This window comes from Rhodohalobacter sulfatireducens (genome assembly GCF_022012475.1).
In the GTDB taxonomy this organism is placed as follows: Bacteria; Bacteroidota; Rhodothermia; order Balneolales; family Balneolaceae; genus Rhodohalobacter; species Rhodohalobacter sulfatireducens.
This window is the reverse complement of record NZ_JAKLWS010000020.1, coordinates 46,387-64,598: the sequence shown is the minus strand read 5'-3', so window position 1 is coordinate 64,598 and position 18,212 is coordinate 46,387. Positions and strand designations below refer to the sequence as shown.

General features: G+C 43.9%; 8 protein-coding genes and 1 pseudogene. 8 read left to right on the top strand and 1 reads right to left on the bottom strand.

Features of this window, described 5'->3' with window-relative positions; all coding sequences use genetic code 11:
• Window positions 1-118: 118 nt before the first annotated feature.
• Window positions 119-460 (top strand): annotated as a pseudogene (locus L6773_RS14270) (endonuclease domain-containing protein); the annotation flags it as partial.
• Between the two features lie 110 nt (window positions 461-570).
• Here L6773_RS14270 and L6773_RS14265 read toward each other — a convergent pair.
• Entirely contained in the window at window positions 571-1,533 is a 963-nt protein-coding gene (locus tag L6773_RS14265) for a sugar-binding transcriptional regulator (RefSeq protein WP_237855114.1), read from the bottom strand.
• A 166-nt stretch (window positions 1,534-1,699) separates the two neighbouring features.
• Between L6773_RS14265 and L6773_RS14260 the strand changes: the two genes are divergently transcribed.
• From L6773_RS14260 to L6773_RS14230, 7 genes are all read left to right on the top strand, one after another.
• Complete coding sequence (locus L6773_RS14260) at window positions 1,700-4,924, top strand: alpha-L-rhamnosidase (protein ID WP_237855113.1); 3,225 nt, start codon at window positions 1,700-1,702, stop codon at window positions 4,922-4,924.
• Window positions 4,925-5,064: 140 nt separating this feature from the next.
• Complete coding sequence (locus L6773_RS14255; protein WP_237855112.1) at window positions 5,065-8,520, top strand: ThuA domain-containing protein; 3,456 nt, start codon at window positions 5,065-5,067, stop codon at window positions 8,518-8,520.
• A gap of 209 nt (window positions 8,521-8,729) precedes the next feature.
• Complete coding sequence (locus L6773_RS14250) at window positions 8,730-12,515, top strand: family 78 glycoside hydrolase catalytic domain (protein WP_237855111.1); 3,786 nt, start codon at window positions 8,730-8,732, stop codon at window positions 12,513-12,515.
• Between the two features lie 37 nt (window positions 12,516-12,552).
• Window positions 12,553-13,956, top strand: a complete 1,404-nt coding sequence (locus L6773_RS14245) for a purine-cytosine permease family protein (protein ID WP_237855110.1) — start codon at window positions 12,553-12,555, stop codon at window positions 13,954-13,956.
• Between the two features lie 225 nt (window positions 13,957-14,181).
• Window positions 14,182-16,380, top strand: coding sequence for a bifunctional rhamnulose-1-phosphate aldolase/short-chain dehydrogenase (locus tag L6773_RS14240; protein ID WP_237855109.1), 2,199 nt, complete (start codon window positions 14,182-14,184; stop codon window positions 16,378-16,380).
• 140 nt (window positions 16,381-16,520) lie between these two features.
• Complete coding sequence (locus L6773_RS14235; protein ID WP_237855108.1) at window positions 16,521-16,694, top strand: hypothetical protein; 174 nt, start codon at window positions 16,521-16,523, stop codon at window positions 16,692-16,694.
• Between the two features lie 134 nt (window positions 16,695-16,828).
• Window positions 16,829-18,112 (top strand): sugar isomerase, encoded by a 1,284-nt coding sequence (locus L6773_RS14230; protein WP_237855107.1) that lies wholly within the window; start codon window positions 16,829-16,831, stop codon window positions 18,110-18,112.
• The last annotated feature ends 100 nt before the right edge of the window (window positions 18,113-18,212 follow it).

Sequence of the window (18,212 nt, the reverse complement as noted above, 5' to 3'; positions counted from 1 at the left end):
TCGAGAGGGGATTGTTACATTTTTTTTCTAAAAAATTGTAAGGAATTTGGTATTTACGGTTCATACAAGTAGTATGAAACGCCCCATCATCCCATAAAATCCGGCATTAAAGAAAAAAGCCAGGCAGCTTCGCAACAACAGCACTCTGAGTGAAGTTAAGCTGTGGGCTTATCTGAAGGGAAAACAGATGCATGGATTCGATTTCCACCGCCAGCGGCCGGTCTATCAGTTTATTGTCGATTTTTTCTGTTGCGAACTTTACCTGGCTATTGAGCTTGATGGATATACTCATTTTCTGGACAAAACATCAGAAAAAGATCTGGAAAAAGAGAAACGGTTATGTGAACTGGGAATTCGGCTCTTGCGTTTCAGGGACGAAGAAATCTACCACGATATAGACAATGTATTGAGAGCCATTGAAACCGTTGTCATTGAACAAAAAGAAAAGGCAGGGTTGTAGAAAATCCCCTCTTGAGAGGAATTATTATACAAAGCTCAGTACAGGAGGGGATTGCCAGCCACGTGGATTTGGCAGGTGAAAACTGCAATCGCCAGCCGAAACTGAAGTTTCTACTCCACCTCCAGAATTTTTTCTGCAGTCATACTATCGGAAATCAATACATTGATGTTTTTCCCGGTGAGTGCTCCGTGAATCACTTCAGCTTTCTCAACCCCGCCGGCGATTCCCACAACTGTGTCGATCTGCATCATCTCTTCCGGTGAAACGCCGATCACTAAATCCTTCAGAGTAGTATCAACTTCTTTTCCGTTGGAATCAAAAAAGCGAAGGGCAATATCACCAATGGCTTTGGATTCAAAAATTTCACGTCGCAGTTTATCAGGAATCTCTTCATTGTCTTTATGTAATACAGGATTCGTTTCCAGCGCCCCGATTCCGACAAACAGTGTATTCATTTTCGAAATGAGTTCAAGAGCATTTTTGACGCTGCCATCCGCCATGAGGACATCTTTCGCCTCTACACTTCCAACAATTCCGGGTGCAGGAAGTAAAGTTAATTTGGCTTGCATCAACTGTGAAAGACGCCTGGATATATCCGCTGCGTGAGCTTTGGCCTCGGGCGGCCCAACCCCACCCAGTGCTTGTACGATGTGGAGATCGTCAATGGGTGTGGGTTGTAAAGAGTCCGCCATCGCTTGCAAAGTGGTTCCCCATGTTACACCGATTACATCTCCTTCATGAGCGGTTCGTACCAGGTAATTCGCCGCCGCCGATCCAATCTGGCGCTTAATCATACTGGCAGACATTCCTTCATCCGATTCCACTAAAATCACCTCTTTCATTCCAAACTTTTTCTCCAGTGCATGCTCAAGTTCAACGAAGTTACCATTAGGAGTGACTATGGAGATCTGTACAATTCCCTGTTTTCGAGCTTGGTCCAACATTCTGGATACTTTGGGCCTGGATAGGTGTAAACGATCAGCGATCTCCTGTTGATTAAAATCCTGCTCATAATACATAGAACTGATTTTGCTAAGCAATCGAAGGTTAATAGGATCTTTGGGTCGGGGCATAAGTCACTGTATAAGGATTAAAATTCTGCCGGAGATTATCTTTAAAAATAAATCTTATTGATTTTCATTGATCCATTCTTAAAATTGAATAAGTCAAATTTACAATAATGAACAAATGTTCAAAAATATATTTTGAGCCTCTAACCTTTCACACAATTCCACCAGCATGTCCTTAAGAGAAATTTCTGTCAAATTCATCAATCGTTTTCTCATTATCGTCATTCTTTTTTATCCATTACAACTTGTATTGGCTCAAAATGGATCTGATTTAAGTGTTTATGATCTGGAGGTAGAATATTTTACAAATCCGGTTGGGATTGATGATTCCAATCCGCGCCTTTCTTGGAAAATTGAAAGTGATCAGAGAAATACAATTCAAAGAGCTTACCAGGTACAGGTATCCAAAAGTTCTGATTTTTCTGAGGTTGTTTGGGATACGGGTGTAGTTAATTCTGATCAATCCTTACACGTTCGTTATGAGGGGCCTAAACTGGAATCTCGCGAAAGATATTACTGGAGAAACCGGGTTTGGGATAATCATGGCAACCGGTCTGGATGGAGTGAACCGGCATTTTGGGAGATGGGCCTCTTGAATGAAAATGATTGGCAGGCAAGATGGATCGAAGCCGGTTTTGAGCAAGATTCTACAGTTTCGTCTCCCAGTCCAATGTTTCGAAATGAGTTTAAAATTGACAGGGAGGTTGCTTCTGCCCGGGTGTATGTAACGAGCCATGGTGTGTACGAGATGGAGATTAACGGTAAAAGAGTGGGGGACCGGTTTTTTACACCTGGATGGACAAGCTATAACAACCGGCTGCAGTACCAAACCTACGATATTACCGATTTTCTGGAAACCGGAGATAACGCAGTCGGTGTTACACTCGGGGATGGATGGTACAGCGGATACCTGGTATGGGGAGATGCCCGTAATCATTACGGATCCACATTGGGTGTTCTGGCGCAAATTGAAGTGACGTATAAAGACGGTTCAACAGAAACGATCGGTACCGATAAAAGCTGGACTTCATCTACCGGTGCTATACTGGCGTCGGATATCTACAATGGTGAGACATATGATGCCCGGCTTGAAAATCGTGGTTGGTCAGAGTCCGGTTATGATGAAAGTGATTGGTCGGTGGTGACAGTCGCTAATCATTCCAAAGACCATTTGATTGCACCTGAAGGCCCACCGGTTCGAAAAATTCAGACCATCAGACCAAAACAGATCTTACAAACTCCAGAAGGAGACACTGTTGTAGATTTTGGACAAAACATGGTCGGTTGGGTTCAACTTTCAGCAGAAGGACCTCGCGGAACAGAAATTACACTTGAACACGCAGAAGTACTCGATAAAGAGGGGAATTTTTATATGGCAAATATCCGGGCAGCTGAACAACTGAATACTTATATCATGAAAGGGGAGGGAGTTGAGGTATGGGAGCCCTCATTCACGTTTCAGGGATTCCGATATGTGAAAGTGGAGGGCTATCCCGGTGAGCTAACATTGGATGATTTGACAGGAGTGGTATTACATTCGGATATGGATCCAACAGGTCACTTTCAGACGTCAAATGATTTACTGAATCAACTTCAGCACAATATAGTATGGGGTCAGAAAGGTAATTTCCTTGACATTCCAACTGATTGTCCACAACGGGATGAACGTTTGGGTTGGACCGGTGATATCCAGGTTTTTGCATCAACAGCATGTTTTAATATGGATGCATCCGGTTTTTTAACGAAATGGCTTCGGGATGTTGAGGCTGATCAGAATGAAAGCGGTAGTGTTCCATACGTGGTTCCGAATGTGCTTGGCGAACAAGCAGTAGGTTCATCCGGGTGGGGGGATGCCAGTGTGGTAGTTCCGTGGACTCTTTACCAGGCCTACGGGGATAAACAAATCCTGGAAACTCAATATGAGAGTATGAAAGGGTGGGTCGACTTCATGAAGGAGCGTTCAGCCATGGACAGCACCACGTATCTTTGGGATAACAACTTTACATTTGGGGATTGGCTCTCATTCAACAGCACCGCATCTGACTATCCCGGTGCATATACGGATAAAGCGTTGATCTCAACCGCATTTTTCGGACATTCTACCGATTTACTGGCACGTTCGGCACGGGTCCTTGGGAAAGATTCCGACGCTGAAGACTATGAAGATCTGTTTGAGAATATTAAAGATGCATTCCAACATGAATATTTAACCCCAAGCGGCAGAATCATGTCAAATACTCAGACAGCTTACCTTCTGGCGCTTCAGTTCGATCTTTTAAGTGACGAAATGGAATCTAAAGCAGCTGAATATCTTATTTCCAGAGTAAATGAACGCGGTCATTTGACAACAGGTTTTTTAGGGACTCCTCACCTTAACCCCATTTTAACACAGTTTGGGTATTCAGAAGAAGCTTACGAGTTAATGCTTCGAAAAGAGTATCCCTCTTGGCTTTATCCGGTGACCAAAGGGGCCACCACAATTTGGGAAAGATGGGATGGAATGAAACCTGACAGTACCTTCCAAAATCCGGGGATGAACTCGTTCAACCATTACGCTTATGGGGCAATTGGTGAATGGCTCTATAAATCTGTAGCTGGAATTGATCAAAAAGCACCGGGTTACAAAGAGATCTCCATCCACCCGGTGATAGGTGGGAAGTTGGAACATTCCCGGGGGGTTCTCAATTCATCTTATGGAAAAATAGAAACATCATGGAACTTGGATCGGGAGACATTTACTATTTCTGTTGAAATTCCGGAAAATACCACTGCAACTGTATTTTTACCCGAAGCTATGGAAGAACAGGTAACTGAAAATGGTGAAAATTTAAGAGATGGACCTAAAGGTGTCATAAATATTTCTCAGAGAGAAGAGGGTGTGGAAGTTAAGGTAGGATCGGGGCATTACCTGTTTTCATATCCGGCCGGAAAGCTTGCTTCCGGATTAGCCTCCGAAATGAATCTGTCGACACCTGTCGCTGATTTACTTGAAAACGATCAAACCCGTTCGATCCTTGAAAATTATATTCCTGCAATGATTGAAAGTGTTGCGTGGAACCAGTTCGGAAATGCATCGCTTACAGATCTTGCAGAAACCTACCCGGATCAACTAACCTCAGAGGTTTTGAATCAGATAGATAGTGACTTCTCAACAATTGAATTCGGTGAATCCTATTCTGTTCATGCTGATGATTCTCTGGCCAAACTCATTGCAAATCAGCAATCCAGAGATATTCTGAATAAAGAGTTACCAGACTTAATGCAATCACCATGGCTCAGCCAGGTGATGGGTTATAATCTGGAATATGCCAGTCTTGCTTTGCCCAAAGGGTTAAAAATTGATGAAGGCACAATTAAAAAAATTCAAAATGAATTGAATGATCTTGCTGATTAATCTCTTGTTAATTCTAAATTCTGTAAAAAAATAAAAAGCGCTTTTATTCATTAGTATAAATAACGAATATAGGGCGGTCATTTTTTTAAGTTGTCCTCTGTATTACCTGATTTGCTATACATTTATTAATAAATAGATTTATGAAGTTTTATTTACGCTCAGTGCAGGCCATTTGCCTGGTGGTTGTTACTGCTTTTATTTTCCAGGCATGCTCAAACAAACGTTCTGGTTCCCCAAAAGTACTTGTATTTAGTAAAACAGCCGGGTATTACCATCAATCGATACCGGACGGAATACGCGCTATTCAACAGCTTGGTGATGAAAACGGTTTTGAAGTTGACACAACTACAAATTCAGCGATGTTTACAGAAGATTCACTCGAACAATATTCGGCCGTAGTTTTCCTGAGTACAACCGGTGATGTTTTGGATCACGACCAGGAAGCCGATTTTGAACGATACATCCAGTCGGGCGGCGGATATGTGGGAATACATGCAGCTGCTGACACCGAATACCGTTGGGGTTGGTATGGGCGAATGGTCGGTGGATATTTCTTGGATCATCCCGGGATTAATGATCCACACCCGAATGTGCAGGAGGGAACTCTTCATGTGGAAGATGCCACTCATTCATCCACAGAATTTTTACCGGAAGACTGGACCCGAACAGATGAATGGTACAGTTACAAGAATGTTAATGAAGAGGTGAATGTACTTCTCTCACTCGATGAAGACAGTTACCAGGGTGGCGCTGATATGGGTTTTCATCCGATGGCGTGGTATCATAACTATGATGGCGGGCGGGTGTTTTACACCGGGCTCGGCCATACCAGTGAATCTTTTACCGAAGATCTGTTCTTGAAGCATGTGTTGGCGGGAATACAATATGCTATCGGGGAAAATGAATTGTTGGATTATGATGAAGCTACAACTAAGCGTCGGCCGGCTGAAAATCGGTTTACCAAAACTCCAATTGTTCAGGGGGAGTTTTATGAACCGACCGAGATGACAATCTTACCGAACCTGGATGTATTGATTGCTCAGCGCCGAGGTGAAATTTTATATTTTAATCATCAGGATTCATCACTGAGTACAGCTGCAGAATTGGATGTGTATCACCATAGTGATGCAGAAGGTGTAAATGCTGAAGAAGGCTTGATGGGAATCCAGGCCGATCCCAATTTCGAAGAGAATAATCACGTTTTCGTTTTTTACAGTCCGGCAGATACCTCTGTCAATCGACTTTCCAGGTTTGTCTTTGATGGAGAAAAGCTCGACATGGAAACAGAAACTACAGTTCTTGAATTTTATTCGCAGCGGGATATCTGTTGCCATACCGGTGGTTCTATTGTCTTTGACAGCGACGGGCTGCTTTACGTTTCAACGGGTGATAACTCCACACCATTTAATCAGCAGGACAGTGAGTATGTTTTGAATGGTTACGCGCCGATTGACAATCGATCCGGGTATGAGCAGTATAACGCTATGAGAACATCGGGTAATCCAAATGACCTCCGCGGAAAAATCATCCGAATTCGTGTGAATGAGGATGGTAGTTATAACATCCCCGAAGGAAACCTCTACCCGGAGGGACAAGAGGGAACCAAGCCAGAAATTTATGTTCAGGGTAATCGAAATCCATATCGAATATCCGTGGATCAAAAAACCAATTATCTCTATTGGGGTGAAGTGGGGCCGGATGCAAGTAATGACAGCCTTCAAACGAGAGGGCCAAGGGGTTATGATGAAGTGAACCAGGCTCGTGAGGCGGGGAATTTTGGCTGGCCGATGTTTGTGGGGGATAACTATCCATATGTACGGTTTAATTATGCAACAGGAGAATCAGGCGAGGCTTTTGATCCTGTAAATCCCGTAAATGATTATGAACTGAACACGGGAGTCGAACAGCTTCCCCCGGCTCAACCGGCATTTATCTGGTATCCATATGGAACGTCGGAAGAATTTGGTGATATGGGATCTGGTGGCAGAAATGCTATGGCAGGTCCGGTATTCTATTCGGATCTGTATCCTGAAGATACCAGAATGCCTGACTATTACGACGGAAAACTTTTTATTTATGATTGGGTTCGCGGTTGGATAAAAGCAGTAACCATGTGGCCGAATGGAGATTTTTCAAAGATAGAACCCTTTATGCCCTCTACAGAATTAAACTCCTTAATTGACATGGAAATCGGACCCGATGGCAGGCTTTATTTGCTTGAATATGGCAGCGGATGGTTTTCAAAAAATCCAGATGCAGGACTTTCAAGAGTTGATTTTAATGCAGGAAACCGTCCTCCTGTTGTCGGCGATATTCTTGTGGATAAGACATCAGGCACATTGCCATTGACCGTAAATGTTTCAGCAGCTGCAACCGATCCTGAAGACACTGAATTGACGTATATCTGGGATTTTGGTAACGGGGAAACAGAAGAGACCAGCCAACCTCAAGCCGATGTTACGTATGATGAGATTGGTGAGTATAGCATATCTGTAGAGGTTCGGGATCCGGATGGTCTTACGGGGACCGGTCAGCCCGTTTCCGTTTATGCCGGAAATGCTGCTCCTTTAGTCGATATAGAAATTAACGGGAATAGTACATTCTACTTCCCTGGTACACCGGTTTCATATACGGTGAACGTAAACGACCCGGATGATCCAACAGCCTCAGAGGATCTGACTGGCCTTTATGTATCAGCGGATTATATTGAGGGTAGCGACATGGTTCAGGCCGACCAGGGTCACCAGGTGATGGCCAATGTAAATACCGCCAGAACCATGATTGAAACCCTGAATTGCCAGGCATGTCATGGGATTGATGCGGAATCGATAGGCCCTTCATATACTGCAGTGGCTGAATTCTACGAGGACTCTTCTGACGTGACGTCCTATCTCGTAAATAAGATTATAAACGGTGGTTCCGGGGTTTGGGGAGAAACCGTGATGCCCGGTCATATTAATCTCAGCGAAGAAGATGCTGAAATGATTGTTGAATGGATTCAGTCGTTAAACGATGAGGAAACAGATGGTAACGAATCCCTGCCGGCTGAAGGTACGATTGATCCAACACTTGGTAGCCAGCCGGTTCCAAATGGTATGTTGATTCTTACCGCAAGTTTCACGGATAATGGCGGACGAAATGTGAAGCCATTGACAGGAAGTACCAGTATTTACCTGCGAAACAATACCATGTCTTTTGAACAGGCTTCAAACCTGGAAGAGTACACAACGATGACCTATGACGGCAATTTCCTGATGATGGTACCTGATGGCAGAGGGTCATTCAGCATTAATGATATAGATTTGACTGACATAGGATCCGTGTCAATTATTTCAGGATTGCAAGAACCTTTATCAGGAAAAATCAGCTTTGAATTACGCTTAAATTCACCTGATGGAGAAAAAATCGGCGAAGCTGTCTATGAACCGGGAGGAGAATTTCAAACCCCACAAGGATTTTTAGGCTATAATCTAACATTCAGTTTATCCTCCTTAGTTGAGAATGGTAAGAATGACTTATATATAGTTAGTCAACGGGAGGAAGACGCAGGTGGAACATTTATTCTTTCAAATATCCAGTTTAATGCAGCTCAGTAAGTTGAGTTGAGGTTGACTGACACGTTATCAGCCTGGAAATTTTTTGAATTATTTGAGCTTTAGAGCCGAAGCTGTATATTGCAGGAACAAAAATTCATTCTTGCACATATGTTCATAAAGATTGTTTTTTGAATCAGTCGCAGCCTCGAGTTTTCATAGGGGAATTGCATGCTGCAAATGTTACTATAGCAAGATCAAATCTCGAGCACATGAAAGAAAATGTAGCTAACTGGACATTTCTCAGGGTGTCGATTTCAATGTTGATGGCGTTTTGTTTTACATCCATCAGCTTAGCTTCGGAATGGCGAACGATTCAAGAGAACCAAGGCTTGCATTTTTCTTTAACCAAGCTGCAGACTGAATACACGGATAGACCGCTGGGGATTGATGTAGAACATCCGCGATTTAGCTGGCAGATGAGTGCGCCTGAAGGCGGTCATGGGTATTCTCAAAATGCCTATCGAATTGTTGTAACGAATGAAGATGGAGACGAGGTATGGGATTCGGGACGAGTTGACAGCAATATCTCGGTTCATATAAAATATGCCGGTGAATCGCTGGACCCTACAACTCGGTATGAATGGGAAGTCATCGTTTGGGATCAGGATGGTAACACCGTTTCAAATTCATCTTTGTTTGAAACGGGTTTAATGAATCCGGATCAGGGTCTCTCAGCTTGGGATGGGGCTACATGGATAGGAGGGACAGATGAGGACCTGGTTTTTTATTCAGACTATATCTCTGTCTATAAAATTCGATATAACATACAGTTGGATCGTGAATCAAACAGTACCCGGGCCGGATTTATCTTCGGAGCGAATGAAGAGCGTTTGATGAAGAGTTCTCTGAACATGATGGGCATTAACAATGAAAGAGATGAGATATATGTAGAAATTGAGCTGGATATTTCTGACGTGGACGGAAGTGAACATGGTTTGGCAAAATTAAACATCTATAGAGTAGGCTATTCACCCAGTGACTCTCGCGACGAGCCACTCGAAAGTTTTGATATCCCCCAGAATTTGATCAACTATGAAAACAGATATAAAAAACACCAAATTCTGGCTGAAAGTAATTTTGGTGAGATTACGTTTTATGTGAATGGTGACCGGGAAGAAAATATCGTATCAGCACCGGAAGATGCAGAGGAACAGCAGGGTGGTTTCGGCGGACCTAATACATCAGTCAATCTCAACCCTGTGGGTGCCGGTAATAATTTTATTAGCTATCCAATGGTGGCTGAGATCGGTTTCCGGGCGGAGGCCGATCAGGTTGCTCATTTTTCGGATTTAGAAATATTGAATTACCGTTATCCATCCAATGCTATGTTTTCGGAGGAGCTTACCGACTCCCCCTACGATGGTATATTTGAAAATTTTGCAGATAGAAGTGGTTCAGGTTTTTCTATTGAGGATGAGTCCTACTTAGTTCAGGGCGGAAATGCTGGGACAAAGATCATCGCCGATCCGACCCGGAACTCTGCTCCAATGCTTCGGACAGAATTTAACACTGAAAACAAGCAGATCGAAAAAGCACGGCTTTATGCCACTGCACGGGGTATTTATGAGATGTATCTGAATGGCGAAAGAGTTGGCGACCGATATTTTACACCCGGCCTGACGCAATACAATCGTCATCACATGTATCAAACCTACGATGTTACCGATATGCTGAATTCCAATGGGAACAATGCTCTCGGTGCCTGGCTGAGTGAAGGCTGGTGGAGCGGGAACATCACCTACAGCGGAGAGAACTGGAACTTCTTCGGAGACCGTCAATCTCTGCTTGCCAAGCTGGTTGTGACCTACACCGACGGGACTAAAAATGTTATTACCACGAATCCCAACGACTGGTCATATTTCAGTGCGGGACCTATTTTATACGGCAGCTATTTCCAGGGTGAGGTGTTTGATGCTCGGATCGAAAATGAAATTGCCGGATGGAGTACTCCCGAATTTAACGATGAGGACTGGACGGAGACGGTTGAAATACCTCTTGAAGGGACGGCGTATATGGGGCCATCTACAGAATTCGAAGGAGATACCGAAACATTCAACTATGACAGCCTACGGATTATTGCTCAGATTGGAACAAGTCCCAGTGTGGTAGAAACGCTTACGGCAAAAGCTGTCGAAGAAGTACGTCCGAATGTTTTTGTCTATGATATGGGACAGAATATGGTTGGCTTTCCCAATATTACACTTTCGAATACAACTCCCGGCGATACATTGATGATGCGGTATGCTGAAGTACGGTATCCCAACCTGGAAGAGTACAGCGAAAATGTAGGGATGGTGATGATGGAGAATATTCGAGCGGCATTGACGCAGGACCGGTATATCATGAAGGGAGCTGAGGAAGAGGTCTATCAACCACGATTTACTTTTCACGGATATCGATACCTTGAAGTGACAGGAGTTGATAAACCGATCCCTCTTGAAGATGTAAAAGGATTGGTCGTTAGCTCGGTTGATGAGTTAGCCTCAAATTACGAAACTTCCAACGACTTGGTGAATAGGTTATGGGAAAACATCACCTGGTCGATGCGGGCGAATTTCCTTTCTATCCCAACGGATACACCCGCGCGTAATGAGCGTATGGGCTGGGGCGGAGATATTAATGTGTTTGCACGAGGTGCAACCTATTTGGCGGACGTTAACCAATTTATGGACAGGCACATGCTGGCGATCCGAGATTTACAAAATGAGGAAGGGAGATTCCCGGATGTAGCACCGGTTGGAGGTGGCTTCGGTGGGACTCTGTGGGGAAGTGCCGGTATAATTGTTGCCTGGGAGACCTATCAGCAATACGGAGATTTGGGATTGCTCGAAGAGCATTATGATGCAATGAAAGAGTATGTGGACTTTCTGAATTCCCAGATCGATCCGGAAACCGGAATTCTGCAGGAGGGTCCGCTCGGTGATTGGCTGAGCCCGGAAGGTTTTAAAAACGACAACAAACTTCTGTGGTCTGCCTATCACATTAGAGATATCGAGATATTGGCCAAAACGGCAGAGTTGCTCGGGCGACCTGAAGATGCAGCCGATTTTTGGGATCAGTATGAAGCACGAAAAGCACATTTCAACGAAACCTATGTTGATCCCGAGACAACTAAAACCATCCATTCAGGTGAAGGCAGTCCAAGTTTTGGTCCCGGTGGAGCGGGCAGCAGTGCAAAAGCAGGCGAGTTTGTAGATACTCAGGCATCCTACGCCGTACCTCTTGCTTTTGATATTTTTAAAGAAGAGTACGAACCGCATGCTGCGGAAAATCTTGCAACGGCAGTCAGACGGCAGAATGTGGATGCATCAGATAGAGTTCGCCCCGGCTACTCTTTGATGACCGGTTTTATCGGTACAGCCTCTCTTAATGAGGCTCTATCGAAATATGGATATGATGATATGGCTTACAGGTTACTACAGCAGACAACCTATCCCTCTTGGTTATATCCGGTTGTAAACGGTGCCACAACTATCTGGGAACGGTTAAACTCATACACTCTTGAAGAAGGGTTTGGCGGGAATAATAGCATGAACTCATTTAATCACTATTCATTTGGTGCGGTGAGTGCCTGGATGTATAATTATTCACTGGGCATTTCCAGAGATCCGGAGGCCCCTGGTTTCAAGCATATTATCCTGCAACCCACCCCGGACCCGAATGGTATTATGAAATATGCCCGCGGATATTATGATTCTATGTACGGAAGAATAGAAAGCGGTTGGCATGATCAAAATGGTATACTTCACTACAATGTTACAATTCCGGCGAATACAACGGCGACCCTGCATCTCCCGGCTCTTTCTGAAGAAGACGTGATGGAAAACGGAACTCCGGCATCCGAGTCGGAAGGAGTTGATTTCATAGGCTTTGAAAACGGAGAGGCGTTTTATAAACTTATTTCAGGAAGTTATGAATTTACCGTGCCATGGCAGACATTATATGAGGATGTGATCAGAATGAATCCATTTCAATTGGAATCGCAGGATGATTGAACAAAGAAAAGTGGTTGATAACTCTTAATAGGGATCGATGAGTAATTTTTTTAAAAAATTAGATGCACGTTTAGATACCATAGACGAGTATGAACAAGAACCGGTTCCCGAAAAAAAACTCAAAGGCTGGAAAGGGTTTTTGGGAATGTACGCCGGGGAGCATACCGCGGGTACAGAGTTTGTAATCGGACCTCTGTTTGTAGCTCATGGTGTTGCCGCTGTTGATTTGATCTGGGGCTTAATTGCCGGAAATGTGTTGGCCGTTTTGAGCTGGGCCTTTTTATGTGCTCCTGTGGCAGTTAAGACAAAACTAACCTTATACGAACAACTCAAAAAAATATGCGGCCCAAAATTATCGACGCTCTATAATATTGTGAATGCCCTCATGTTTTGTTTTCTGGCGGGATCGATGATCGCAGTTTCAGCAACAGCCGTTGGACTTCCGTTTGGTATTCCAATGCCGGAGTTGGGAGATTGGCTGCCAACAAGCGTCGGGTGGGTGGTAACTGTTTTCCTGGTGGGTTTGGTGATTACAGTTGTGGCTATTCTTGGATACGATTTTGTGGCCCGGTTCGCCAATATCGCTTTTCCATGGATGATTCTTGTTTTTATCGCAGCCGGACTCGCTGTTCTGCCACAATTGGGTGTGAATTCTCTTTCTGATTTCTGGCCGGTTGCCCAGGAACGAATTTGGACCGGAGTTCCGGCAGAAGGCCAGAGTAAATTTACATTCTGGCACGTGATGTTCTTTGCCTGGTTTGCGAATATGGCAATGCACATTGGAATGTCGGATATGTCGATTTTGCGCTATGCGAAAAATTGGAAAATGGGTTTTTCTTCGGGAACGGGTATGTTTTTTGGGCACTTTATCGCATGGATGGCATCGGGAATTTTGACGGCAGCCGCTGCCGGAGCTATTGCCCCCGGAATTATTGCATACAACAGTGCAGGAGTTGCCGGCGCCATTTGTGTAGTGATTGCCGGCTGGACCACGGCGAATCCAACAATTTATAGGGCTGGGCTGGCTTTTCAGTCAATTACCCCAAATTGGAAACGATGGAAAGTCACATTGTTTACCGGATTGGTTACATCCATTGCAGCATGCTTCCCCGCCCTGGTGATGTTGCTGCTGGATTTTGTAGCACTGTACGGGTTGGTATTAATGCCAATGGGCGCCGTAATTTTCCTGGATGTGATGGTCTTTCCAAAGATTGGAATGAAGAGCAATATTGCAGAGTTGGCCAGTCTCGATTTTAATTGGTCGGCCGGTTTAACCTGGTTTGTGACTCTTCTCTTATGTCTCTTTATTAACTTTTATATGGGAGTTGAGATCTTCTTCCTGGGACTTCCGGGCTGGTTTATCGCCATTCTGCTGTACTTCGGATTGAGCAAATATTATCAAAATCGAATTAGTAAAACTGAGGTTTTAAAAACAGTATGAGAATTAAAAAAGTCAACGGATGAGTGATACCAATTAATTTGTTGATTTCAGCAAATACACTCATCCGATGACTAAAATTAGAACCTGCGAGAGTTTCCAGCGAAGCGTTTTGGAATCCTCGCAGAGTTCGGGGCAAGGTTAATTGCAACTCTGAGAACCCCGACACTTCGGGGTGTCAGGTTGCTTAAATTGAATTTTAATCATCAAAGAAAGAAATCAAAAGAAATGAGTAGAAGCACAACGGAAATTTATTTCAGAACGGTCGAAAGCAAGTGGGATGATGAGATAGCCAGTGATATGGATCTTCTTGAAAGGCTAGTGTATCGCTCCAATTTATTGGGCAGCGATGCGTACATAAACAATACGGGAGGTGGAAATACATCAAGCAAATTGAAAGAAACGGATCCTCTGACGGATGAGGAAGTGGAAGTAGTTTGGGTGAAAGGTTCCGGTGGAGATCTTCGTACAGCCAAGAAGCCAAACTTCGCCTCTTTATATCAACAAAGGTTACTGAATCTTCAGGATATCTATCAGTCCAAAGAAAATACGGGATTGAAAACTCCGGCTGAGGATTCCATGACGGAGATGTACCCGCACTGTACCTTCAACTTGAATCCCCGTGCACCATCAATTGATACGCCGCTCCATAGTTTCATTCCTTATAAATTTGTGGATCATACGCATCCTGTGCCGGTCATTGCAATTGCAACAGCGAATAAGGGTCCGCAGTTGACAAAAGAGATTTATGGCGATGATGTCGTTTGGGTTGATTGGATGCGGCCCGGTTTTGAATTGGGACTCAAACTCCAGGAAACAATTGAGAATAATCCCGGAATCAAAGGAATTGTTTTGGGAGGTCATGGACTCATCAACTGGGCGAATGATGATAAAGAGTGCTACGAATTAAGTCTCGAGCTGATCAATCAAGCAGCTGATTATCTTTCCAACCATGAAAAAGGAGAAGAGTCTTATGGCGGGGAGAAATATCAATCACTCAAAAAAGATGAGCGGAGGGCAGTTTTAGCTGAAGTTCTTCCATTTTTGAGGGGTCAGGTGAGTCAGCAAAATCAATTCATCGGAACCATTCAGGATGATGATTTAACACTGCAATTTATCAACTCAAAAGACGCACCGAATTTGGCTGAATTGGGTACATCCTGTCCGGATCACTTCCTCAGAACAAAAATCAAACCGTTGTATGTAGAGTGGAATCCGCAGGAAGATTCATTGGAAGATTTGAAATCTGAGATCACATCCGGCCTGGAAAAATACCGCGAGGATTATGCGGATTATTACAACAATCACAGTGATGAGGATTCGCCGGATATGCGTGATCCCAACCCAACCGTGATTCTGATCCCGGGACTGGGAATGGTCACTTGGGGCAAAAACAAAAGTGAATCGCGCGTAACGGCCGAGTTTTATACAGCCGCCATTGGTGTGATGAGAGGAGCGGAATCTGTTGCGAAATACACAGCTATTTCAAAACAGGAAGCCTATGATATTGAATACTGGGCACTCGAAGAAGCCAAGCTCCAACGAATGCCACCCGAAGCTGAACTCTCACGACAAATTATTGCTGTGATTGGTGCCGGAAGTGGAATTGGTAAAGATTTAGTTCCGAAACTTATCGATGAAGGGGCAACTGTTATTGCATTAGATCTCAAAGAAGATGCAGCTAACGGAACAGCCAAAGAGGTTTTAGATGATATCGGAATGGGAATCGGTGTGGCCGGATCGGGCATCAGTGGTTCGGGTGATATCATTGGCTTAGAATGTGATATAACAGATCGTAAGTCGGTTCAGGAAGCAATGCATGAGATCGTGATTGCGTACGGTGGTCTGGACAATATTGCAGTCACAGCAGGACTCTACCCGACACCCGATCAAGCCGGAAATGTGAGCGATTCAGCCTGGGATAAAAGTTTTTCCGTGAATGTAAAAGGTAATTTTATCGTGGCGGATGAGGCATCCAAAATTTGGAAAGCACAGAACCTGAAAGGAAGCATGGTGATCACTACCAGTGCCAATGCGGTTGTTCCAAAAGCCGGAAGTTTTGCATACGATACAAGTAAATCGGCGGCAAATCACCTGGTTCGTGAATTGGCAATTTCGCTGGCACCGAATATCCGTGTGAATGGTGTGGCTCCTGCGACCGTCGTTGAGGGAAGCAGCATGTTTCCGCGTGACAGGGTGAAAGCATCTCTCACTAAGTATGGAATTGAGTTTAGTGATGAAGAAAGCACAGAATCACTCCGGGATAAACTGGCTGAATTTTATGCGAGCCGCACCTTAACGAAAAAACCGATTACGCTTGAGCAACAAACAGAAGCGATTTTTCAGTTGCTAAGTACTAAACTCGAAAATACTTCCGGGCATATCATACCCGTGGATGGGGGTTTGAAAGAGGCCTTTTTGAGGTAAATGAATTAAGAACCTGCGAGAGTTCACTGCGAAGCGTTTCGTGATCCTCGCAGAGTTCGGGTTCTAAGCAATATATTCGCAACGCTGACAGCCCCGACGTTTCGGGGTGTCAGGTTGTTTGAACTAATAAATTTATGATCATGAAAATTCTATTAATCATTTTATCAGTTATCGGGTTGGGGCTTACAATCATTCCATCAGTTCTTGTATTTATTCAGGATATTTCATTGGATTCTCACAAGCAACTTATGCTGATCGGAATGATTTTGTGGTTCGCCACAGCACCATTTTGGATTAAGGAACAGGAGCTTTAATAAAGAAAGACATACTTTAAGACATGGTATTTTTCATTGTTGACAATGCATTATTTGATTGATCAGAATGAAATAATCAAAACTAACTATTGTGCTAGCACTAAAAATACCATGTCTAAGAAAGGATTAATCACATGAGAATAACGAAAGAACAAATCCTCGATCACAATCAGAAGCAGTCTAAAGAGCACAATGAGTCATTTTCATTTCTGGCTGACCAGTTGACATCTCAAAATATCGACGTCGAAGTACTGGTCAACCAAATCGCATCGTTCGAAGTGTCCATTCCGAGCTGGGCGTTGGGAGCAGGGGGGACCCGATTCGGACGATTTCCCATTGGTGGAGAACCGGGGAATCTTGAGGAAAAGATTGAGGATGTGGGTTTGATACATGCTCTGAATAGATCCAGCGGAGCGATTTCACTTCATATTCCCTGGGATACCCCCGGAGATGCAGCGGCGATAAATAAGCTGGCTGAAGATTTGAATATTACTTTTGATGCCGTGAATTCCAACACATTTCAAGATCAGCCAAACCAGGAATACTCCTACAAATTTGGTTCTCTTTCTCACACGGATGCAAAGGTCAGAAAGCAGGCGATTGATCATAATATTGAAGTGATCAAGTATGGAGAAGCCCTTGGATCAAAAGCATTGACAGTTTGGCTTGCAGATGGTTCTGTGTTTCCGGGTCAGCAAAATTTTAGAAAAGCTCTTGAACGAACTTATCAATCCCTCGAAGAGATTTGCAATGCTCTTCCAGATGACTGGAAAGTCTTGATTGAGTACAAGCCCTACGAACCAAATTTCTATTCCATGGTGATTCCCGATTGGGGAACCTCATTATTACTGGCAAACAAGCTTGGGGTAAAAGCTAAAACATTAGTTGATTTAGGTCACCATCTGCCGAACACCAATATCGAACAGATTGTATCGATTTTACTGATGGAAGGGAAGTTAGGCGGTTTTCATTTTAATGATTCAAAGTATGGTGACGATGATCTGACAACCGGTTCCATCAAACCTTATCAACTGTTTTTAATTTTTAATGAACTGGTTGAAGGGACAAGCGGAAAAGACGACCTGGAGCAGAATATTTCATGGATGATTGATGCGAGTCACAATGTGAAAGATCCATTGGAAGATCTTTTGCAGTCTGTGGAAGCAATTAAAAAATCATATGCACAAGCTTTGTTGATAGATCGGCAAAAACTGTCTGAAGCCAGGCAAAGCAATGATCCCGTAGGCGCACAGGAATGTTTGCAGGAAGCTTTTCAAACGGATATTCGTCCACTGCTTCGTGAGGCTAGAATTCGATCCGGTGCTGCAGCTAATCCGATTGGGTTATTCAGGGATTTGAATGTTCGCAGCGAGTTAATTAACGAACGGGGGTCGGACACAATTGCGACGGGGCTTTGAGAGTAAGAAGTCCCCTCCTGAGAGGAGATTTAGGGGTTTGTTAGTGTTTTTCTATTGAAGCGACTGTTTATACTCGATCCGAAGGTCCTCCTTCGGATCG